Annotated in this window: 23 protein-coding genes; 15 read left to right on the top strand and 8 right to left on the bottom strand. The window is 63.1% G+C overall.

Going from position 1 to position 21,199, the window contains the following annotated elements:
* Positions 1-87: 87 nt before the first annotated feature.
* The 6 genes from fabF to fabD form a co-directional block, all read right to left on the bottom strand.
* Positions 88-1,350 carry a beta-ketoacyl-ACP synthase II gene (gene fabF / locus NKH73_RS05465; RefSeq protein WP_352928873.1) on the bottom strand — a complete coding sequence of 421 codons (1,263 nt, stop codon included), beginning with the start codon at positions 1,348-1,350 and terminating at the stop codon, positions 88-90.
* 34 nt (positions 1,351-1,384) lie between these two features.
* Positions 1,385-1,621, bottom strand: coding sequence for an acyl carrier protein (locus tag NKH73_RS05470; protein WP_006203723.1), 237 nt, complete (start codon positions 1,619-1,621; stop codon positions 1,385-1,387).
* A gap of 189 nt (positions 1,622-1,810) precedes the next feature.
* Complete coding sequence (gene fabG, locus NKH73_RS05475; RefSeq protein WP_352928875.1) at positions 1,811-2,548, bottom strand: 3-oxoacyl-[acyl-carrier-protein] reductase; 738 nt, start codon at positions 2,546-2,548, stop codon at positions 1,811-1,813.
* Between the two features lie 40 nt (positions 2,549-2,588).
* On the bottom strand, positions 2,589-2,855 hold the full coding sequence (locus NKH73_RS05480) for a type II toxin-antitoxin system RelE family toxin (protein ID WP_097573383.1): 267 nt from the start codon (positions 2,853-2,855) through the stop codon (positions 2,589-2,591).
* Complete coding sequence (relB, locus tag NKH73_RS05485; RefSeq protein ID WP_352928877.1) at positions 2,839-3,060, bottom strand: type II toxin-antitoxin system RelB family antitoxin; 222 nt, start codon at positions 3,058-3,060, stop codon at positions 2,839-2,841. The genes NKH73_RS05480 and relB overlap by 17 nt, the downstream gene beginning before the upstream one ends.
* Positions 3,061-3,122: 62 nt before the next feature.
* Positions 3,123-4,064, bottom strand: a complete 942-nt coding sequence (gene fabD, locus NKH73_RS05490; RefSeq protein ID WP_352928879.1) for an ACP S-malonyltransferase — start codon at positions 4,062-4,064, stop codon at positions 3,123-3,125.
* A 266-nt stretch (positions 4,065-4,330) separates the two neighbouring features.
* Between fabD and NKH73_RS05495 the strand changes: the two genes are divergently transcribed.
* The 14 genes from NKH73_RS05495 (at position 4,331) to NKH73_RS05560 (ending at position 18,290) form a co-directional block, all read left to right on the top strand.
* A complete protein-coding gene (locus NKH73_RS05495) occupies positions 4,331-6,253 on the top strand; it encodes an LTA synthase family protein (protein ID WP_352928881.1) in 1,923 nt (640 codons plus the stop codon).
* Between the two features lie 299 nt (positions 6,254-6,552).
* Positions 6,553-7,047: a 30S ribosomal protein S6 gene (gene rpsF, locus NKH73_RS05500; protein WP_126040609.1), complete on the top strand. Its 495-nt coding sequence runs from the start codon at positions 6,553-6,555 to the stop codon at positions 7,045-7,047.
* Positions 7,047-7,295, top strand: a complete 249-nt coding sequence (gene rpsR, locus NKH73_RS05505) for a 30S ribosomal protein S18 (RefSeq protein WP_006203718.1) — start codon at positions 7,047-7,049, stop codon at positions 7,293-7,295. The genes rpsF and rpsR overlap by 1 nt, the downstream gene beginning before the upstream one ends.
* A gap of 207 nt (positions 7,296-7,502) precedes the next feature.
* Complete coding sequence (rplI, locus tag NKH73_RS05510) at positions 7,503-8,087, top strand: 50S ribosomal protein L9 (protein ID WP_352928884.1); 585 nt, start codon at positions 7,503-7,505, stop codon at positions 8,085-8,087.
* A gap of 176 nt (positions 8,088-8,263) precedes the next feature.
* On the top strand, positions 8,264-9,553 hold the full coding sequence (locus NKH73_RS05515; RefSeq protein ID WP_352928886.1) for a cyclopropane fatty acid synthase: 1,290 nt from the start codon (positions 8,264-8,266) through the stop codon (positions 9,551-9,553).
* An 86-nt stretch (positions 9,554-9,639) separates the two neighbouring features.
* Positions 9,640-9,963 carry a YnfA family protein gene (locus NKH73_RS05520; protein ID WP_352928888.1) on the top strand — a complete coding sequence of 108 codons (324 nt, stop codon included), beginning with the start codon at positions 9,640-9,642 and terminating at the stop codon, positions 9,961-9,963.
* Between the two features lie 3 nt (positions 9,964-9,966).
* Positions 9,967-10,929: a small ribosomal subunit Rsm22 family protein gene (locus NKH73_RS05525; protein WP_352928890.1), complete on the top strand. Its 963-nt coding sequence runs from the start codon at positions 9,967-9,969 to the stop codon at positions 10,927-10,929.
* Positions 10,930-11,178: 249 nt separating this feature from the next.
* Complete coding sequence (locus NKH73_RS05530) at positions 11,179-12,669, top strand: replicative DNA helicase (RefSeq protein WP_352928892.1); 1,491 nt, start codon at positions 11,179-11,181, stop codon at positions 12,667-12,669.
* An 84-nt stretch (positions 12,670-12,753) separates the two neighbouring features.
* Positions 12,754-14,157, top strand: coding sequence for a DNA repair protein RadA (gene radA / locus NKH73_RS05535; protein WP_352928894.1), 1,404 nt, complete (start codon positions 12,754-12,756; stop codon positions 14,155-14,157).
* A gap of 28 nt (positions 14,158-14,185) precedes the next feature.
* The gene (locus NKH73_RS05540) at positions 14,186-14,854 is read left to right on the top strand and encodes a CvpA family protein (RefSeq protein ID WP_352928896.1); all 669 of its coding nucleotides are present in this window, start codon (positions 14,186-14,188) and stop codon (positions 14,852-14,854) included.
* 78 nt (positions 14,855-14,932) lie between these two features.
* Positions 14,933-16,402 carry an amidophosphoribosyltransferase gene (gene purF / locus NKH73_RS05545; RefSeq protein ID WP_352928898.1) on the top strand — a complete coding sequence of 490 codons (1,470 nt, stop codon included), beginning with the start codon at positions 14,933-14,935 and terminating at the stop codon, positions 16,400-16,402.
* A gap of 112 nt (positions 16,403-16,514) precedes the next feature.
* Entirely contained in the window at positions 16,515-17,261 is a 747-nt protein-coding gene (locus NKH73_RS05550; protein ID WP_352928900.1) for an SDR family NAD(P)-dependent oxidoreductase, read from the top strand.
* 80 nt (positions 17,262-17,341) lie between these two features.
* Positions 17,342-17,971, top strand: coding sequence for a hypothetical protein (locus NKH73_RS05555; protein WP_352928902.1), 630 nt, complete (start codon positions 17,342-17,344; stop codon positions 17,969-17,971).
* 115 nt (positions 17,972-18,086) lie between these two features.
* Positions 18,087-18,290, top strand: coding sequence for a hypothetical protein (locus tag NKH73_RS05560; protein WP_352928904.1), 204 nt, complete (start codon positions 18,087-18,089; stop codon positions 18,288-18,290).
* A 13-nt stretch (positions 18,291-18,303) separates the two neighbouring features.
* Here NKH73_RS05560 and NKH73_RS05565 read toward each other — a convergent pair whose 3' ends face one another.
* Positions 18,304-18,810: an OsmC family protein gene (locus NKH73_RS05565; protein WP_352928906.1), complete on the bottom strand. Its 507-nt coding sequence runs from the start codon at positions 18,808-18,810 to the stop codon at positions 18,304-18,306.
* A 141-nt stretch (positions 18,811-18,951) separates the two neighbouring features.
* Entirely contained in the window at positions 18,952-19,986 is a 1,035-nt protein-coding gene (locus NKH73_RS05570; RefSeq protein ID WP_352928908.1) for a MerR family transcriptional regulator, read from the bottom strand.
* Between the two features lie 269 nt (positions 19,987-20,255).
* Here NKH73_RS05570 and NKH73_RS05575 point away from each other — a divergent pair, with 269 nt between their 5' ends.
* On the top strand, positions 20,256-21,143 hold the full coding sequence (locus NKH73_RS05575; RefSeq protein WP_352928910.1) for a DMT family transporter: 888 nt from the start codon (positions 20,256-20,258) through the stop codon (positions 21,141-21,143).
* Positions 21,144-21,199: the final 56 nt, after the last annotated feature.

Genomic DNA, 21,199 nt, shown 5'->3' on the forward strand with positions numbered 1-21,199 from the left:
GATCTTGCAGCGAATCCCCTTGGGCAGAGTAGGGGCGAATATGGCAAAATTGACGACATGTGCGTGCCGTGCCGGTCGGCGCACAAGTCAGCCATTGTAGCGCTGGAAGACCAGCGAGGCGTTGGTGCCGCCGAAGCCAAAGGAGTTGGACAGCGCCACGTCAACCTGGCGGGCACGCGGTTTATGCGGCACCAGGTCGATCGCCGTTTCACGCTCCGGGTTGTCGAGGTTGATGGTGGCCGGCGCGATGTTGTCCCGGATAGCGAGGATCGAAAAGATCGCCTCGGCGGCGCCCGCCGCACCCAGAAGATGGCCTATCGACGACTTGGTCGACGACATCGATATTTTCGACGCGGCGTTGCCGACCAGCCGCTCGACGGCGCCGAGCTCGATCGTGTCGGCCATGGTCGAAGTGCCGTGCGCATTGATGTAGTCGACGTCTGCGGGCGTCAGCTTGGCCCGGTTCAGCGCCGCGACCATGCAGCGAAAAGCGCCGTCGCCATTTTCGGCCGGCGCAGTGATGTGATAGGCATCGCCGGTCAGACCGTAACCGGTTACCTCGGCATAGATCTTGGCGCCGCGCGCCTTGGCGTGCTCCAGCTCTTCCAGAATGACGACGCCGGCGCCTTCGCCCATGACGAAGCCGTCACGGTCGCGATCATAGGGACGCGACGCCGTCTCCGGAGCGTCGTTGCGGTCGGTGGACAGTGCACGGCAAGCAGCGAAACCGGCGATCGACAGCCGCGTCACCGGCGCTTCGGCGCCGCCTGCGACCATCACGTCGGCATCGCCCCACATGATCAGCCGGGCGGCATCGCCGATGGCGTGCGCGCCGGTGGAGCAAGCGGTGACGACGGCGTGGTTGGGGCCTTTCAGCCCATGCCGGATCGAAACCTGGCCGGAGACGAGATTGATGATCTGGCCGGGGATGAAGAACGGACTGATGCGGCGCGGTCCGCGCTCCTTGAGGATCATCGCGTTCTCGGCGATGCCTTCGATGCCACCGATGCCGGAGCCGATCAGCACGCCAGTGGCGCACTGCTCCTCGTGCGTTTTCGGCGTCCACCCCGAATCCTTCAGCGCCTCGTCGGCGGCTGCGATCCCGTAAAGGATGAAGTCGCCGATCTTGCGCAATTCCTTCGGCTCGAGAACGGCCTCGGGATTGAAGGTGGCGTTCTCGCCATTGCCGCGCGGAATGACGTGGGCAACCTTGCAGGCAAGATCCTCCACCTCGAACTCGGTGATACGCTTGGCTGCGCTGCGGCCGGTCAGAAGCTCCTTCCAGCTATGCTCGAAGCCCATGCCGAACGGCGAAAGCAGCCCAAGGCCCGTGACGACGACACGCCTCATCGCAGGTCCTCCTCGGTGATGACTGCAAATAGCGTCAGGCCGAAGCCTTGTCGATGTACTTCACTGCATCGCCAACAGTCAGGATGGTTTCGGCCGCATCGTCCGGAATCTCGACGCCGAACTCTTCTTCGAACGCCATGACGAGCTCGACCGTGTCGAGGCTATCCGCGCCCAGATCATCGATGAAGCTCGCCTGCTCCGTCACCTTGTCGGCATCGACGCCAAGGTGCTCGATAACGATCTTCTTGACGCGCTCTGCGGTGTCACTCATTTGGGCATCCTCGTCTTTTGTTTGTCTGTCTTCGTTAGCGGGCAGAATGCCGCTAATCAAGCTGAAAGATGGTCCTGCCGGAAACGCAATGGCACCGGACCGGTTTTTGCCCGAACCGCCGGGTTGCGGGCCGCATTACACGAAAATCGGCCTGGGTCCAAGGCGAAAAGGGGTGTTTTCCCGCAACCGTCAAATCATCGCCATGCCGCCATTCACGTGAATAGTCTGGCCGGTGACATAGGCAGCTTCGTTGGACGCGAGGTAGGCGACGGCGGAAGCGACTTCGGCGCCGGTGCCCATGCGCCGGGTCGGGATCGCCGCCATGATCGCCTCTTTCTGCTTATCGTTGAGCTTGTCGGTCATCGCCGATTCGATGAAGCCAGGGGCGACGCAGTTGACGGTGATGTTACGGGTGGCGATCTCCTGCGCCAGCGACTTGGAAAAGCCGATCATGCCGGCCTTGGAAGCGCAATAATTGGTCTGGCCGGGATTGCCGGTGACGCCGACGACCGAGGTAATGTTGATGATGCGGCCGTGCCGGCGCCGCATCATCGGATGGGTGAGTTCGCGGGTCAGCCGGAACACGGCGGTCAAGTTAACTTCAAACACGCTATCCCAGTCGGCGTCCGCCATGCGCACGAACAGCCCGTCCTTGGTAATGCCGGCGTTGTTGACGAGAATGTCGACGCCTTCGAGATCGGCCTCGGCCTTCTGGCCGAGCGCCTTGACCTCGTCGCGGTTCGAAAGGTTCGCTGGGAACAGCTTGACTCGGTCGCCGAGCTCGGCGGCCAGCATCTCCAGCTTTTCGACGCGGGTGCCATGCAGCCCGACGATGGCACCCTGCGCATGCAACACCCGGGCGATCGCCTCACCGATGCCTCCCGACGCGCCTGTGACGAGCGCCTTGCGGCCAGTCAATTCGAACATATCCTATCCTCTTCTCGAATTCGGAAGCCGGCGACTTCGATTATCTGTAGACGTCGCCGCGGTGCCCGATCGTTACCACCAGAATGACGAGCCGGCTGTCCTGCACATCGCAGATAATGCGGTAATCCCCAACCCGATACCTCCAGAAGGTCGCCAAAGGCCCCTTCAGCGGCTTGCCGGCCTCACGCGGATTGTCGAGACCCGCAATGCGGTTTTCAATGAAGTCCCGGATGCGGTGACGTGTCTGCGGATCAAGTTTTTCAACAAATTTACGCGCCGAGCGGGCATATTCAAGCGTCCAAGCCACGCCAGAAGTCCTCGCTCTTCACGACCTCCTCCTCGCCGCTCCTGATCCGCTCTAGGACCTCGGCCGCAAGATAATAGTCCTCCACGTCCTCCAGACCGCGTTCGATAAGTTCGCGCAGATAATAGGCCTTGCTGCGGCCGGTCCTAGCGGCGAGAAAATCCAGGCGCTCTTCGATTTCGGGCGCAAGGCGAATCGAGGTCGGCATGGCGATCTCCAATGAATACATGTATTCATATATCGCCGCAGAGGTGGAAATTCAAGCCCAGGTCAGCTAAGCGCCGCCAGCGCGACCTCGACATCGGCCGGCGTGCCAACGGCGGCAGTGGCTATATCGCGATTGATGCGCCTCGCCAGTCCCGACAGCACCTTGCCGGCGCCCACCTCGTAAAGCGTCGCAACGCCATTCGCGCCGAACCACTCCACCGTTTCACGCCAGCGCACGCGGCCGGTCACCTGTTCGACCAGGCGGCGGGCGATTGCGTCCGGATCGCTGGACGGGGCGACCGACACATTGGAGACCAAGGGCACCAACGGCGCGTTCTTCGTCACCCCGGCCAGCGCCGCGCGCATGATCTCGGCCGCCGGTGCCATCAGCGCCGAATGGAAAGGCGCGGAGACCTGCAGCATCAGCGCCCGCTTGGCGCCCTTTTCCGTGCACAGCTTCGCCGCCAGTTCGACCGCCGCCCTGGCGCCGGAAATCACCAGCTGGCCGCCGCCATTGTCGTTGGCGATCTGGCAAACTGAACCTTTGGCCGCTTCAGCGCAGGCGTCTTCGACATCGGCCTGTTCCAGCCCGATGATCGCCGCCATGGCGCCTTCACCGGCCGGCACAGCCGCCTGCATGGCATTGCCGCGGATACGCAAGAGCCGGGCGGCATCGGCGACCGAAACGAAACCGGCGGCGGCAAGTGCCGAATACTCGCCGAGCGAATGGCCGGCGACATAGGCGACCTTGTCCTTCAGCGAGAAGCCGCGCGATTCCAGCGCCCGGATTGCGGCAAGTGATACAGCCATCAGCGCCGGCTGGGCATTGGCAGTCAGTGTCAGGGTCTCTTCCGGCCCTTCCCAGATCAGTTTCGACAGGTTTTCGCCAAGCGCGTCGTCAACCTCTTCGAAGATCTTCCGCGATTCCGGAAAGGCGTCGGCGAGATCCTTGCCCATGCCGACCGCCTGGCTGCCCTGTCCCGGAAAGGTGAATGCGATGGCCATCTGTGGCTCCCAAGCGCTGATTTTTCCTGCCTGTGACGCAAGGCGGGCGGGCAAGTCAAGTCCGCCAGCGACCCAACCCGGCCGGCTCCGGCTCGGCATCACTGGCCGAGTGCCTGTTCCAAAAGGCTTTTTGTCGATCACTCATGATGAAAATCGCTCACGATTCGTTTGCTGGCTCTTCTTATTTTAGCCACAGGCGCTAGCTTTTCGTGACATATCGATGACAGCTCAGTGACGCTTTTGTGTATGGTCGGGGGAATTGTAAGTTGGCAAGGACTAGGAAAGGCGCCGGCAGAGCCGCGCCACAGTTTCTGGAAGGCGATCCGGCCACCGGCTATCTGCCAGGCCGGAAATGGCCTGTTATCCGCTATGGGCTCGTCAGTCTGCTCGCGGCCGCTGTCCTGGTGTTTGCGATCGAGCTGATCGTGCGCGGCGATTTTGCCGGCACCGTCGCCTTCTTCCTGCAGCCTTTCAAGCCGGGCTGGACCACCATCATCATTTTCGCGTTGATCCTGATCGGTCTCGACGCCGTGCTCGGCCGCAGTCACCAGAGTCTGATGATCGTCGCGCCGCTGACATTGGTGCTTGCCTTTGTCGGCCACCAGAAGTCGCTTTATCTGGGCGATCCGCTCTATCCGACCGATTTCCTCTATGCCCGACAGATCGTCGCGCTGATGCCACTCCTGGTGCGCGATCGCCCGGGAACCGCCCTCGCCTTGGCGGTTGGTATCATTGGCGGCCTGTCGCTGCTCGTCTATGGCTGGCGGCTATGGCGCCGCCGGGTACCGGCGCTCAGCCGTAAGGGCCGCCTTGCCCGACTGACGTTGACGGTGCCGCTGCTCGCCTTCTTCGTCTCGATCATGGATTACGCGACCTTCTCGTGGACGCGTGACCGGTTGCAGATCATCCCGATCATGTGGGATCAGAAGGAAAACTACGCCTCCAACGGCTTCGCGCTCGCCTTCGCGCTCAACGTGCCGATGGCCCATGTCTCGGCGCCTGCGGGCTATTCCGACAAGTCGATCGCAGCGATCGACAGGCCCGACGTGACGGCATCGGTACCGGCCGAGAAGCCCGACATCATCATCGTCATGAGCGAATCCTTCTGGGATCCGACCGAGTTGCCCGGCGTCGCCATCACGCCCGATCCGATTCCCAATGTGCGGGCGCTGCGCTCGGGCTCGATGTTCTCGCCCGAATTCGGCGGCATGACCGCCAATGTCGAGTTCGAGGCACTGACCGGCTTTTCCAACGCCTTCCTGCCGGCCGGAAGCATCCCCTACCAGCAATATGTCCGCGCGCCCGTGCCGTCGATGGCGACGTTCCTGAAGAGCCAGGGCTATGAAACGCGCGCCATCCATCCGGGCACGAGCTGGTTCTGGAATCGCACACCCGTCTATGCGGATTTCGGCTTCGACGACTTCAAGTCGGAAGAAAACCTGCCGTACCTCGAAAAGCGCGGGCCGCTGGCCTCGGACGCAGCGATGACCGACGAGATTATCCGCGAGGCTGACGCCACCGACGATCCGGTCTTCCTCTTCGCCGTCAGCCTGCAGAACCACGGCCCCTACGAGCCGAATCGCTACTACAATCCGACCCACAAGGTGCAGGCGCCGACCAGCCAGTGGGCGAAGGATTCGCTGCTGAGCTTTACGGAGGGTACAGCCGACGCCGACAAGGGCCTCGGGCGCCTTGTCGAATGGGCGAAGAACCGCCGGCGCCCGACGGTCATCGCCTTCTTCGGCGACCATCTGCCGCCGCTCGGTCCTGTTTATGTCGAGACCGGCTTCCTCAAGGACAATGTTGCGCCGCGCAAAGAGCCGCCTGACCAAATGCTGCTGCACCACCAGACGCCGCTGATCGTATGGTCGAACCGCACTGGGCCAGCCGAGGAGATGGGCGCGGTAAGCCCTGCCTTCCTGCCCTACCATATCCTGACCACGGCCGGGATCAGCCATCCCTATTACACCGGCTTTCTCGGCCAGATGCGCGAGCATTACCGTGTCGTCGACCGCAATCTGCTATTGACGCCGGCCGGCGAGGCCACGCCGGATTGGGCGCGCAAGAAGGAAATCGACCCGGCCATTCGCGATTTCCGTCTGCTGCAATATGATATGATGTTCGGCAAGCGCCGAGCGGCGCCCGACTTCTTCCCGGAAACGGTGAATAAGCTCCCGCATACAAGCTGAAGCTGTCGCGACATGTCGTCCTGCAGCGGTGGGTTTTCGGACTCGCCCTTGCCTTGTGGTCGAATTCCTGTATAGACGCCCGCAATCTGCCGGTCCTTGCTGGGGGCTGAACGGAGGGCCGGAGGTTTTCGAAACCTTCGTGTGGGGCCAGAAGCGCTTCCGCCTCCCGTGTCTCCGCTCTCGACCGTCTCGTCATGCTCCTTTCTTCCCCGCCCCCTAGGGATCAGCGGGTCAGAGAAGTTGCAGAGGCTTTTGCCGCCGGGAACCGGGAGAGAAACGAAGAAAGGCTTGAGAACAATATGGCTCTTTATGAACATGTGTTTCTTGCCCGGCAGGACCTCTCGCAGCAGCAGGTCGATGCGCTTGTCGAACAGTACAAGGGTGTCATCTCAGCGAATGGCGGGTCCGTCGGCCGGGTCGAAAACTGGGGACTGAAGTCCCTCACCTACCGGGTCAACAAGAACCGGAAGGCATACTACACGCTGATGGACATTACCTGCCCGCCGGCTGCGCTCAACGAGATGGAGCGCCAGATGGGCCTGTCCGAGGATGTGCTGCGCTTCCTCACCATCAAGGTCGATGCGCATGAGGAAGGCCCGTCGGCGATGATGCAGAAGCGCGAAGAGCGCTCGGAACGCGGCGGCTTCGGTGATCGTGACCGCGGCCCGCGCTCGTTCGGCGACCGCGATCGCGGCGACCGTGGCGATCGTCCGCCGCGCAGCTTCGGTGGCGACGCTGGTGCAGACCGTGGTCCGCGCCGTCCGCGCGAAGGCGTTGAAGGGAGTGCAGAATAATGGTCGACATCAATCAGATCCCGACCCGGCGCCCGTTCCACCGCCGCCGCAAGACCTGCCCGTTCTCCGGTGCAAACGCGCCCAAGATCGACTACAAGGACGTACGTCTTCTGCAGCGCTACATTTCCGAGCGCGGCAAGATCGTGCCGTCGCGCATCACCGCCGTCAGCCAGAAGAAGCAGCGCGAACTCGCCAAGGCGATCAAGCGCGCCCGCTTCCTCGGCCTGCTGCCCTACGTGGTTCGCTAACACTCTTCAGCGGGCGGTTCGCCGCCCGCTTTTCCCACGGCGACGGGCGCCGCAGGGTTGCCATCAAATCCCGGGTTGAGGTGATACCTCTAACTGCCGCGACAGGCAGGACAGCGACATAGGCGGCGACGCCCTCAGCTTCCTGACCTGTTCCAGACAATTCGGCGTCGATGCCAGTGATTGGCGCCCAGACGAAGGAACAAAACCATGGACGTCATTCTTCTCGAGCGTGTATCCCGCCTCGGCCAGATGGGCGATACCGTCAAGGTCAAGGATGGATTCGCCCGCAACTTCCTGCTGCCGCAGGGCAAGGCGCTGCGCGCCAACGAAGCCAACAAAAAGAAGTTCGAAGGCCAGCGCGCCCAGCTCGAAGCCCGTAACCTCGAGCGCAAGTCCGAGGCCACGCAGGTTTCGGAAAAGCTCGACGGCAAGAGCTTCATCGCCGTGCGTTCGGCAGGCGAGACCGGCCAGCTCTACGGCTCGGTATCGACCCGCGACATCGCCGAGCTGCTGACCGCGGAAGGCTTCTCGGTTAACCGCAACCAGATCCTGCTTAACCAGCCGATCAAAACCATCGGCCTTACCAATGTGGCGATCGCGCTACATCCCGAAGTTGAGGTCACCATCACGCTCAACATCGCCCGCACGGCCGATGAAGCCGAGCGCCAGGCCAAGGGCGAGACGCTGACCACCGCCGAAGCTATCTATGGCGAAGACATCAACGACAATGCGCGCCCGGATAACTTCTTCGACCCCAATGCCGAGTTCGAAGGCGGCGAAGACAACGGCTGATTGCACCTCATAGGGCGTCGGCGCGACGCCCTAAACAATTTCGTCGGCTCCAGTCATTTCTGGACCAATGCCCGGGCGCCTCGCCCGGGCATTTTTGTGCCAACAGGAACTTTTCGAAACCCTATATGTTGATGCAGAATAGGACAGCTTGTCTGACCGAGAGGGGACAATTGGTCATGAATATTCTGTTGAAACGCGTTCTCGACCGGCTGGTGCGCACCGGCAATCTCAAAGTCACGGGACCGAAGGGCTACTCGGTGATGTTCGGCGACGGCAGCGGCGAGCCAGTGCACATGCACATCAAGACGGCGCATGCCGAGCGCGCCATCACCTTCGATCCGATGCTTGCAGTGCCGGAAGCCTATATGGACGGTGAACTCGACATACTCGAGGGCGGCGTGCTGGGGGTCATGCGCATCGCCTTCCAGAACATGGGTAGCGGCGGCATCGATGCCACCTGGTCGAAAGCGATCGAGGGCCTGCGCCACGCCTTCCGCCGCCTGCAGCAGATCAACACGGCGGCGCGCGCGCGCCGTAACGTGCAGCGCCACTACGATCTGTCGGGCGACCTCTACCGGCTCTTCCTCGACGAGGACATGCAGTACTCCTGCGCCTATTTCGAGCAGCCGGACATGACGCTCGATGAGGCGCAGGCCGCCAAAAAGCGCCACATCGCCGCCAAGCTCAGGCTGAAGGCCGGCCAAACCGTGCTCGACATCGGTTCCGGCTGGGGCGGGCTCGGTCTCTATCTCGCCAAGTCCTTCGACGTGGACGTGCAAGGCGTGACGTTGTCGACCGAGCAGCATGGCGTCGCCACCGACCGGGCACATGCGCAAGGTCTGGAAAACCGCGTGCATTTCGAATTGAGGGATTATCGCGAGCTCAACGAGCGCTTCGACCGGATCGTCTCGGTCGGCATGTTCGAGCATGTCGGCGTCAACCACTTCCGCACCTTCTTCGACAAATCGGCGACGCTGTTGAAGCCGGACGGCGTCATGCTGCTGCACACGATCGGCCGCTCCGGCGTGCCGTGGGCAACCAGCGCCTTCATCCGCAAGTATATCTTCCCGGGCGGCTACATCCCTGCGCTATCCGAAGTGATGCCGGCGATCGAGAAGTCGGGCCTCGTCGTCACCGACATCGAAATCCTGCGGCTGCATTATGCCGACACGCTTAAGCATTGGGGCGAGCGCTTCGCTGCCAATCGCGACAAGGCCAAGGTGATATACGACGAGCGTTTCTGCCGCATGTGGGAGTTCTATCTGGCGGCCTCTGAAGCCGCCTTCCGCTGGCAGGACCTGGTGATCTTCCAGATCCAGATTGCCAAGAAGAACGATACTTTGCCGATGACGCGCGACTACATGGCCAAATGCGAGAAGGCGCTGGAGATGCGCGACATGGGGCATCGCCCAAAAGCCCCTGCCGCCAAGCCCGCGCGGCGCCGCAAGGTGGCGGATACGGAATAGACTTCCGGCGATTTTCGCCATTGCCGCTTGCCATCGCTGGCCCGCACGCTGAAAAAGGTCTCGCTGTCGCCGCGAGACCTTTTTTCATGACCTATCTCATCTACATCGTTGCAGCCCTTGCCGAGATCGCCGGCTGCTTTTCGATCTGGGCGTGGTGGCGGCTGGAAAAGTCTGCGCTGTGGCTAGCGCCAGGCTTGGCCTCGCTCGCCCTGTTCGGCTTCCTGCTGGCGCTGGTCGACATCGGTGCGGCGGGCCGCGCTTATGCCGCTTATGGCGGCATTTACATCGCCGCCTCGCTCGGATGGCTGTGGCTGGTGGAGGGCGTGCGCCCCGATCGCTGGGACCTCGCCGGTGCAGCGCTCTGCATCGTTGGTGCGTGGGTCATCCTGCTCGCGCCTCGGGGGGCATGAGCCATGGAACTGCCTATCCCGCTTCGACAGGGCGTCGAGCGCCTCCTCGAGAAAGTGCCGCTGCCGGCGCTGAAGCAAGCGGCAAGAACGCTGTCGGACCGCTACCGCGCCGAGCTGCGCGACGGCCGGCTGCACATGGCCGAGGAGATGGCGGTCAAGGCCTACCTGGCAACGCGGCTGCCGGCAACCTACGCCGCCGTCCGTGCCAGTCTGGATGCGGTCAGCGAGGCGAGGCCCGATTATGCGCCGAAAACCCTGCTCGACGTCGGAGCCGGCCCTGGTACGGTGATTTGGGCCGCGCTCGATCTCTGGCCTGACCTCGAGCAGGCGGTGCTGATCGAGGCGAGCGCCGCAGTGCGCCGGGTCGGCGAGGTTCTTGCCGCTGAGGCGATGACGGCCAGGATTGCCTGGCGGGCCGGCGATGTCACAGTCGACCTTGCCGATCTCAAGCCGGCCGATCTGGTCACCTGCGCCTACGTGCTGGACGAGATCGCTCCGGCGTCGCTGCCAAAACTCATCGACCGGCTCTGGCATCTGACCGACGACACGCTGCTGGTCGTCGAGCCGGGTACGCCGGCCGGATGGCAGCGCATCCTTGCAGTGCGCCGGCACCTGATCGAGGCGGGCGCGCATGTGCTTGCGCCTTGCCCGCATGAGGCGCCCTGCCCGCTCGCGGCGCCCGACTGGTGCCATTTTTCGCGCCGTGTCGCGCGTTCGCGCCTGCACCGACTGGCCAAGGATGCCGACGTGCCATGGGAGGACGAAAAATTCATCTATGTCGCCGCCTCGCGGCAGCCCGCCCCTTCCCGCTCGGCGCGCGTGATCGCGCCGCCGAAATCGGGTTCCGGCAAGGTTTTGCTGAAACTCTGCGAAAAGGACGGGCGCGCCGGTGAAAAACTGTTCACCAAGCGCGACGGCGAGATGTTCAAGGTGGCGCGGCGACTGGACTGGGGGGACACAATCTAATCTCGCGTCGATTCCTGATGCAGCTTCCTCCTCTTCGATTTTGTTCTTGCTTTGTTCAACGCGTCGCGTAGAATCGCAACCTTGCCGTGTCAAATGGAATCAGAGCCCGGGAATTCTGTCCTGTGGACGGTTTGCCGTTCCTGTGAACAGCGGGCATCAACGCTGTTTGAGCGCGAGTGATGCATATAAGTCAGCACCGGCTTTTCCTCGTTCTGTTATCGAGAGGCCGGGATCGAAATCGGGGACATCATGGCAGAAGCAGCGCGAAAATTCGGCGTAGCGGAAACACCGCTCTATCGCGAGGCGCCGAACAACATCGAAGCCGAGCAGGCGCTGCTTGGCGCCATCCTGGTCAACAACGACGCCTTCTACCGCGTCTCCGACTTCCTCAAGTCAGGCCATTTCTACGAGCCTTTGCATAGAAAGATATTCGAGGTCGCCGCCGAGCTCATTCGCATGGGCAAGGTGGCGACGCCGATCACGCTGAAGACCTTCCTGCCCGCGGACGAGAAGGTCGGCGACATGACGGTTGCGCAGTATGTCGTGCGGCTGGCCGTCGAGGCGGTCACCGTCGTCAACGCCGCCGATTACGGTCGCGCAATCTACGATCTCGCTACGCGACGCGCACTGATCACCGTCGGCGAAGACATGGTCAATATCGCCTATGACGCGCCGGTCGACATGTCGCCGGGCGAACAGATCGAGGACGCCGAGCGGCGCCTGTTCGAACTGGCTGAAAACGGCCGCTACGATGGTGGTTTTGAGAGTTTTTCCGATGCGTTGAAGAATGCCGTCGACATGGCCAGTGCCGCCTATATGCGCGACGGTCACCTGTCGGGAATTGCCACCGGCCTGCGCGATCTCGATAACCGCATGGGCGGCTTGCAGCCATCGGATTTGATCATCATCGCCGGCCGCCCGGGCATGGGCAAGACGTCGCTGGCCACCAACATCGCGTATAACATCGCTGCCGCCTATGAACCTGCACAGCAGGCCGACGGCTCCGTCAGGGCGGCCAATGGTGGTGTGGTCGGCTTCTTCTCGCTCGAAATGTCGTCGGAGCAGTTGGCCACCCGCATCATCTCCGAGCAGACAGAAATCCCATCGTCGAAGATCCGACGTGGCGATTTGACCGAAGCCGATTTCGGAAAGCTTGTCGCGTACACCCAGGAGAACCACAAGCGTCCGCTGTATATCGACCAGACAGGCGGTATATCGATTGCCCAGCTTGCGGCTCGCGCTCGTCGCCTCAAGCGCCAGCGCGGGCTGGATTTAATGGTCATCGACTACATCCAGCTCATGCAGGGCTCGTCCGCCAAAGCGTCGCAGAATCGTGTCCAGGAAATCACCGAGATCACCACCGGGCTGAAGGCGCTTGGCAAGGAACTGTCGGTGCCGATCATCGCGCTTTCCCAGCTCTCGCGTCAGGTCGAAAGCCGCGACGACAAGCATCCTCAGCTGTCCGACTTGCGCGAATCGGGCTCGATCGAACAGGACGCCGACGTGGTGCTGTTCGTTTACCGCGAGGAATATTACATAAAAAACAAGGAGCCGGAGAAAGGCACGCCAGAGCATCTTACCTGGGAAGCCAAGATGGCCGAGGTTCAAGGCAAGGCCGAAGTGATCATCGCCAAGCAGCGCCACGGGCCGACCGGCACTGTCAGCCTTGCCTTCCAGGGCGAATTCACCCGCTTCTCCGACCTCGCCGAGGAGCATCATCTGCCGGACAGGTTTGAGTGACCTCTTGATACAGGTCTCACTCCGCCTCATCTCGCCAAGCTACCTGCCGTTTACCCCGGCCAAACATCAAACGGCATCAGCCTGATGGCCAAGTCCCGCGTCCAGTTCATCTGCCAAAATTGCGGTTCGGTGCATCAGCGCTGGGCCGGCAAATGCGATGCTTGCGGCGAGTGGAATACGCTGGTCGAGGAAGGCACGTCCGGCGGTATCGGCTCGGGTCCGGCCAACACGCGCAATGCACGCAAGGGCCGCGCCGTGGTGCTCACGACTTTGTCCGGCGATATCGAGGATGCGCCGCGCATCGTCTCCGGCATCGGTGAACTCGACCGCGCCACCGGCGGCGGCTTCGTGCGCGGCTCGGCCCTGCTGGTCGGCGGCGATCCGGGGATCGGCAAGTCGACGCTGTTGACCCAGGCGGCCGCGGCCCTCGCCGCAAAGGGCCACCGCATCGTCTATGTCTCGGGCGAAGAGGCCATCGCCCAGATCAGGCTGCGCGCTCAACGGCTCGGCGTCGCCGACACGCCGGTGGAACTGGCGGCCGAGACCAATGTCGAGGACATCCTGGCCACAATTGCCGACGGCAAGCGGCCGGACCTGGTGATCCTCGATTCGATCCAGACCTTGTGGACCGACATGGCCGATTCGGCGCCCGGCACCGTCACCCAGGTGCGCGCCGCCGCCCAGGCGATGATCCGCTATGCGAAATCCACAGGGGCGGCGATCGTGCTCGTCGGCCACGTCACCAAGGAAGGCCAGATCGCCGGGCCGCGCGTCGTCGAGCATATGGTCGACGCCGTGCTCTATTTCGAAGGCGAAGGCGGTCACCACTACCGCATCCTGCGCACGGTCAAGAACCGCTTCGGGCCGACCGACGAGATCGGTGTCTTCGAAATGTCTGATATGGGCCTGCGCGAGGTCGCCAACCCGTCCGAGCTTTTTCTCGGCGAACGCCATGCGAAAGCGCCGGGCGCGGCGGTTTTCGCCGGCATGGAAGGCACCCGTCCGGTGCTGGTCGAAATCCAGGCGCTGGTGGCGCCGTCGTCGCTTGGCACGCCTCGCCGCGCCGTCGTCGGCTGGGACGGCGCCCGGCTGTCGATGATCCTCGCCGTTCTCGAAGCCCATTGCGGGGTCCGCTTTGGTACCCACGACGTTTATCTCAATGTTGCTGGCGGCTACCGCATCTCGGAGCCGGCCGCCGATCTGGCGGTAGCGGCCGCACTGGTTTCATCGCTCACCGGTCTTGCCCTTCCGGCCGATTGCGTCTATTTCGGCGAAATCAGCCTTTCGGGCGCCGTGAGGCCGGTTGCACACGCGCAGCAGCGCCTAAAGGAAGCCGAAAAGCTGGGTTTTGGAAGCGCGGTTCTGCCCTTGGGCAGCGAGGAACTTGCCGGGGGGATAGGGGCCGGCGCTTTCCAGCCCACCGAGCTTGCCGATCTCGTGGCGCGCATAGCCGGCTCACGGCGCAGCCGTGCCGACGAGCAAGAGTGACGCGGCTCATGAAGTGGGGCAAAAAGACATGCCGATTACGCTGCTTGACGGAATTCTCGTCGGCTTCACCTTGGTTTCGGCGATGCTCGCCATGGTTCGCGGCTTTTCGCGCGAGGTCCTCTCCATCATCTCCTGGATAGCGGCAGCGGCGGCGGCGTTCTTCCTCTACAAACCGGTCCTGCCTTACGTTCAGCCCTATGTCGATAATGAGAAGATCGCCATGGTGGCCGCCGCCGGCATCGTCTTCATCATCGCGCTGATCGTGGTTTCCGTCATCACCATGAAGCTGGCCGACTGGATCATCGATTCCAGGATCGGTGCGCTCGACCGCACACTCGGTTTCCTTTATGGCGCAGCGCGCGGCATTCTGGTCGTCGCGGTGGCGCTGCTGTTCTTCAACTGGCTGGCCGGCGCCAAGGCTCCCGGCTGGATCGCTAACGCCAAGTCGCGGCCGCTGCTCGAATCGGTCGGAGCCAAGCTCGAAAGCCTGCTGCCCGAGGATCCGGAAAACGCGATCCTCAACAGGCTCAATCCTAGCCAGCCGGTACCCGAGACCGGCGCCGAGACGCCCCCGGCGGCCGACGCACCCGCGGCAGACGCGCCGGCAACCGGCGACGATGCTCCGGCGCCCGACAACAGCGGAACCGACGCGCCACCGGCCGACAATGCACCGGCCAACCCGGCGCCGGCAAACTGACGATCATGTGAAAGCCGCAAACTCTACGTTGCTCTCAAGCAGTCATCACACTATATAGCGACTTTAGCGGAGCTGAAGATGGCAGACGCAGACGACGTGCTTTCCGCCGAAGCCGACGATCATTTCCATGATGAATGCGGTGTGTTCGGTATTTTCGGCCGGCAGGACGCCGCGGCTATCGTCACGCTTGGCCTGCATGCGTTGCAGCATCGCGGCCAGGAAGCGGCCGGCATCGTTTCTTATGACGGCAGCCAGTTCCATGTCGAACATCATGTCGGCCTGATCGGCGACACCTTTACCAAGCAGCGCGTCATCGACAGCCTGCAAGGCAACCGCGCCATCGGTCACACGCGCTACGCCACTACGGGCGGCGCCGGCCAGCGCAACATCCAGCCGTTTTTCGCCGAGCTCGCCGATGGCGGCTTCGCCGTCGCCCACAACGGCAACCTCACCAACGCCATGACCGTGCAGCGCGCGTTGCAGAAACAAGGCGCGATCTTCTCGTCGACTTCCGACACCGAGACGCTGCTGCATCTGGTCGCCACCAGCAGGGAACGCGATCTCAACTCGCGCTTCATCGATGCGGTGCGCCAGGTCGAGGGCGCCTTCTCACTGGTGGCGATGACGGCAAAGAAAATGATCGGCTGCCGCGATCCGCTCGGCATCCGCCCGCTGGTGCTCGGCGATCTCGACGGCGCCTGGATTCTGGCTTCCGAAACCTGCGCGCTCGACATTATCGGCGCGCGTTTCGTGCGCGACCTGAAGCCCGGTGAGATGGTCGTCGTCACCAGCAAGGGCATTGAGAGCCTGTTTCCTTTCGAGCCGCAGAAGACCCGCTTCTGTATCTTCGAATATGTCTATTTCGCGCGTCCCGATTCCTCGGTCGAAGGCCGCAATGTCTACGAGGTGCGCAAGCGCATCGGGGCCGAGCTGGCGCTGGAAAGCCCGGTCGAGGCCGATATCGTCGTGCCGGTGCCGGACAGCGGCACTCCGGCGGCGATCGGCTTTTCGCAAGCAGCGGGCATCCCGTTCGAGCTCGGCATCATCCGCAATCACTATGTCGGCCGAACCTTCATCCAGCCTGGCGATTCGATCCGCCACATGGGCGTCAAGCTCAAGCATAACGCCAACCGCCGCATGATCGAAGGCAAGCGCGTGGTGCTGGTCGACGATTCGATCGTGCGCGGCACCACTAGCCAGAAGATTGTGCAGATGGTGCGCGATGCCGGCGCCAAGGAAGTGCATATGCGCATCGCCTCGCCGCCGACGCGCGCCTCCTGCTTCTACGGCGTTGATACGCCGGAGAAGTCGAAGCTCTTGGCATCGCGCATGTCGGTGGAAGAGATGGCCGAGTTCATCCGCGTCGACTCGCTCGGTTTCCTCAGTATCGACGGGCTGTACCGCGCCGTCGGCGAGGCTGGCCGCGACAGTGAGCAGCCGCAATTCTGCGACGCCTGCTTCACCGGGCAATATCCGACCCGGCTTGCCGACTTCGAGGGCTCAGACAATGTGCGCACGCTGTCGCTCTTGGCTGCGGGCGGGTCGTAGGGTCTTGCTGCAACCCGCGAATTTCGCCGGTTTGCAAATTTCATCGCGATTGCTGTATCGCGTCCCCTCCGTCCTGCCTGTGATCATAGAGCGCTAACCTTCGGAGCTGCCGGTGACCCCTGCCCTCGACCTCTCCGGCCGTGTTGCGGTCGTCACCGGCGCCTCGCGCGGCATCGGCTACTTCATCGCCCTGGAGCTTGCCGCTGCCGGAGCGCATGTCATCGCGGTTGCGCGCACCGTCGGTGGGCTGGAGGAACTCGACGACCAGATCAAGGCGGCCGGTGGACAAGCCACACTGGTGCCGCTCGACCTTGCCGATATGGCCGGCATCGACCGGCTGGGCGGCGCCATCCACGAGCGGTGGGGCAAGCTCGATGTCCTCGTCGCCAATGCGGCGGTGCTCGGTGTCATCTCGCCGATCGGCCATGTCGAGGCCAAGACCTTCGAAAAGGTGATGACCATCAACGTCACCTCGACATGGCGGCTGATCCGCTCGGTCGATCCGCTGCTCAGGCTCTCCGATGCCGGCCGTGCCATCGTGCTTTCCTCCAACGCCGCCCATTCGGCACGGGCCTTCTGGGCGCCCTATGCGGCGTCGAAGGCGGCGGTCGAGACCATGATGCGTTCCTGGGCGCATGAGACGGAAAACTTGGCCCTCAGGGTCAATGCCGCCGATCCGGGCGCCACCCGCACCGCCATGCGGGCGCAGGCGGTGCCCGGCGAGGATCCGGAAACCCTGCCGCATCCCCAGGAGATCGCCAAGCGCATCGTGCCGCTGGCCAGCCCGCATCTGAAGGAAACCGGGCTGATCTTCCAGGCCAAGCACAACCGCTTTGTCGCCTACCGGCAGCCGGAGTAGGCGCATCGCGCATTTTGGCGGAAGAATTGCGCCGCCACCGACGTTGTTGGAATGCAAATATTCGCAAACGGAGGAACACCATGCGCAGACTGCTTCTCGTCACCGCCGCCGCATCGCTTGCAGCCGTTGGCGTCGCATCCTCACAGGACACGACAATGAGCTTCTTCGTCACCAGCGTCGGCTCGGGCAAGGGCGCCGATCTCGGCGGCTTAGCGGGCGCCGATGCGCATTGCGGGTCGCTCGCCGAAGCTGCCGGCGTTACCGGCAAGACATGGCGCGCCTATCTCTCGACCAGCGACACCGATGCGCGCGATCGCATCGGCAACGGACCGTGGTTCAACGCCAAGGGCGTCAAGATCGCCGATGATGTCGCTTCGTTGCATAGCGATGCCAACGCCATCACCAAGCAGACGGCACTCGACGAAAAGGGCGTAGTGATCAACGGCCGCGGCGACAAGCCCAACCGGCACGACGTGCTGACCGGCTCCAAGTCCGACGGCACGAAAATTGCCGACCAGACCTGCGGCGACTGGACGCTGAGCGGAGCGGAAGGCGCAGCGATGACGGGCCATCACGATCGCGCCGGTCTCGACGATTCGGCCGCCGCCAAATCGTGGAATTCCTCGCACGCTTCACGCGGCGGCTGCAGTCAGGAAGCGTTGAAGAGCACTGGTGGCGACGGCCTGTTCTACTGCTTTGCCGCGAACTGAGCTGTTCAAAACAAACGTAGACTAACGCGGCGGCGCCGTGGCGCCCAACCGCGCTTTCGTCTATCGCCCGGAGTTGATAGGATCGCCCGAATCCCACAGAAACGAGGAATTTCCTATGGCTTCGAGCGTAGCATTGGTCTGGTATCTGGTGATTGCCGGACCGCAAGGCGGTATGGTGGTGCTGCCCAGCACGTTCGACACCCGCGAACAATGCACTTCCGCAGTCGCTGAATATCAGAAGCAACCAACCCCTGCCGGCTGGTCGGTGCAGTGTGTGCCTAGCGCCTCGCCCTTCGCTGACGAGGGCGAAAGCGAGTAACTGGCCGCGCGCTTCAGCGGCGCGCGCTCACCGTCAGTTCCGGCCTGGCGTTGATGGTCTGGAATACCACGCAGTAGCGTTCAGTCAGTTTGAGCAGCGCATCGATGCGTTCTTGCGGTTCATCGCTGTCGAGGTTGAAATTCAGCCGGATGGCGCGGAAGCCGACCGGCGCATCTCTTGCTACACCTAAAGTGCCGCGAAAATCGAGATCACCTTCGGCCTCCACCGTCGCAGTGCCGAGCTTGAATTCCAGCGCCGTTGCCACCGCCTTCAACGTCACGCCGGCGCAAGCGACCAGCGCCTCCAGCAACATGTCGCCCGAACACAGTTCGAGCCCCGAACCGCCGGTAGCTGGATGGAGACCGGCAACGGCCAGCGCCCGGCCCGTCTCCACCTTGCAGGCGATCGATTGGTCGTCGATCGAGCCTCTGGCCCTAAGCGTGACCAGCGCGCTCGACGCGTCGTCGCGATAGGCCTCCTTGAGCGGGGCCTGCATGGCCTTCAATCCGGTGGCGTCCATGTGCAACTCTTTTCGACAGCATCTTCATCGCTCGTCACGATACTCGAATAGAACCGAGACAACCCAAACCTTCATTTCACGACATTTGGATCAGAGTGACAAGCGATCCGGGCATTGCTGCGTCATTTGTCCTTGTGCCTCTCATGCGACCTCGGGCCGCCACGCGATGATGCCATCCGTTCGAGCCCGTACCTCTGGGGTGGCCAGGCAGGTGGCGACGGCCTCGTAGCCGGGCGTGCCGGGATATGGGGCGACATGGGTTGGCGGGCTGTGATTGGCGGGGCAGAGGATGATCGCTTCGTCGCTGCCGACAGCCGCCAGGTCCAGTATCGCGCAGGAGCGTGTGAGCAGAAAAAGCGATCGACCACCGGGCCCACGGCGGCGCAGATGGGCAATCAGAGCCTCTTGGGAGGCCTGGTCCAGTCCCCGCTCGATCATGTCGACGACCAGGATAGCAGGACCTTCGGCTTCCAATCCAGCGAGCAGAGCGATCAGTGCGTCCGACACGGTGGCGCCGTCCTCAATGAGCCAGCCCAGCGTCCGATCAACCCGCGACCTGAGAGCTGGGTCGGCATCGACGCGAGCCAGAGCCGCCGCACAGCCATTCGCCAGCCGCTCCAAGCCAAGGAAGGCGGCGTCGGGCAGGGTCTCGGCCAGGCGCTGCGCCAGCCGGCTCTTCCCGCTGCCCAGCGGACCGACGATGTAGTTCAGCGGCCGGACATGTCGCAGCTCGAAGCGCTCGCCGCCCCAAGGCCAGGGAAGGTCGAAAGCGACGCTGAGCGTGGCGTCTGGCACCATCAGGCGCGCCAGTTCCCCGGCTGTGGGCGCCTCGCCTCGAGCGAGGCCATCCCGTAGGCCGGCGATCTTCTCTATGATGCCGACAAGCTTGCGTAGCCGGTCTTCGAGTACTGCCTGGTGCGCGGCCAAGGCCGGCTCCATGCCCTGAGAATCGCCTTTCGAGACCCGCGCTACCTGAGCCAGGCTGAAACCAAGCGCGCGCAGCGCCGCGATCTCGGCGGCTCGGCCCATCTCGACGGGACCGTAGGCCCGCCATCCCGCAGCGGTGCGGATCGGAGCGATCAGGCCATGCTGCTCATAGAGCCGCAGGGCTTTGGCCGAAACCCCGAGCCGGCCGGCGGCCTCGGAAGCGTTCAGGAACTGGGCGGAAGAGCTCATGAATCACCTTGTTGCTGTTGACCGCCTTTCTATCGGGCCTGCCCCAAGGGCCGAGTCAACAGGGATGTTTGCGGCAGCTCTTGTCATTGCCAAGCCCACTCGGCCAAGCCCACTCGACCGACCCTATCGGCTTCCGCCCGCCCTGCCCCAATGCAAGCCTGCCGCTGGCGCAGCGCCGCGCAGGGTTTCGCCCGTATAGCGTGTAGGATGCCTGCTGCCCGGCAGGCTCCACATTCTCGTTTTACCGCGACAACCGCCGGACATAACCAATGGCCGACATCGCCATCCTGGAAACCCGTGAAAGGGTGCTCGCCGGCATCCTGTTCACGGGGGCTGCCTACCTGATGTTTTCGATGCAGGACGCGTCGATCAAACTCCTGGTCGTCGGCATGTCCGTCTGGCAGATCATGTTCTTTCGCAGCGTGACCATCCTGATCGCCTGCGCGGCAGTTGGTGGGCGCCGCCTGTTCGAGGACACCGCGCGCTCGCCCATCGTCAAGTCGATGTTCGTGCGCAGCGCCTTCACCCTGGCGGCGTGGCTCTGCTACTACAACGCCGCCCGACATCTGCAACTGGCCGAGCTCACCACCATCTATTACGCAGCGCCGATCATCGTCACCGTGCTTTCGGTGATCATGCTTGGCGAGAAAGTGCCGCTGTTGCGCTGGCTGGCAGTTCTGATCGGCTTTGCCGGCGTCTTCGTCGCCTGCGACCCGGCCCGTCTCGGCCTGTCGATGCCGGTGCTGCTGGTGCTGGCCGCCGCCTTGCTGTGGGGCATCGCCATCGTGCTCATGCGCAAGACGGCGATGGCAGAGCGTACGATGATCCAGCTCATCCTCAACAACTTCTACTTCCTGGTCTTTTCGATGCTGCCGGCCCTGCTCTTATGGCAGATGCCCGACTGGGGTCAGGTGCTGCTTCTGATCAGCGTCGGCGCACTCGGCGGCGTCGCGCAATGCCTGCTCTTCGAAGGCATGAAACGCGCGCCGGTCTCCATTGTGGCGCCGTTCGAATACACTTCGCTGGTCTGGGCTTTCGCGCTCGGCTTCGCGATATGGGGCGACATGCCGCGTCACGAAGTGTTCCTCGGCGCAGCGCTCATCTTTGCGGCCGGCCTGCTGATCATCGGCAACGAACATTTCCGCAAGCGGTTGTAGGATGCGGGAATCCTCCTGCTGACAATACGGTATCAGGACAAGGCAGCGTAGTCTGG

Origin of the sequence: Mesorhizobium sp. M0938, assembly GCF_040319125.1 — a bacterium.
In the GTDB taxonomy this organism is placed as follows: domain Bacteria; phylum Pseudomonadota; class Alphaproteobacteria; order Rhizobiales; family Rhizobiaceae; genus Mesorhizobium; species Mesorhizobium robiniae.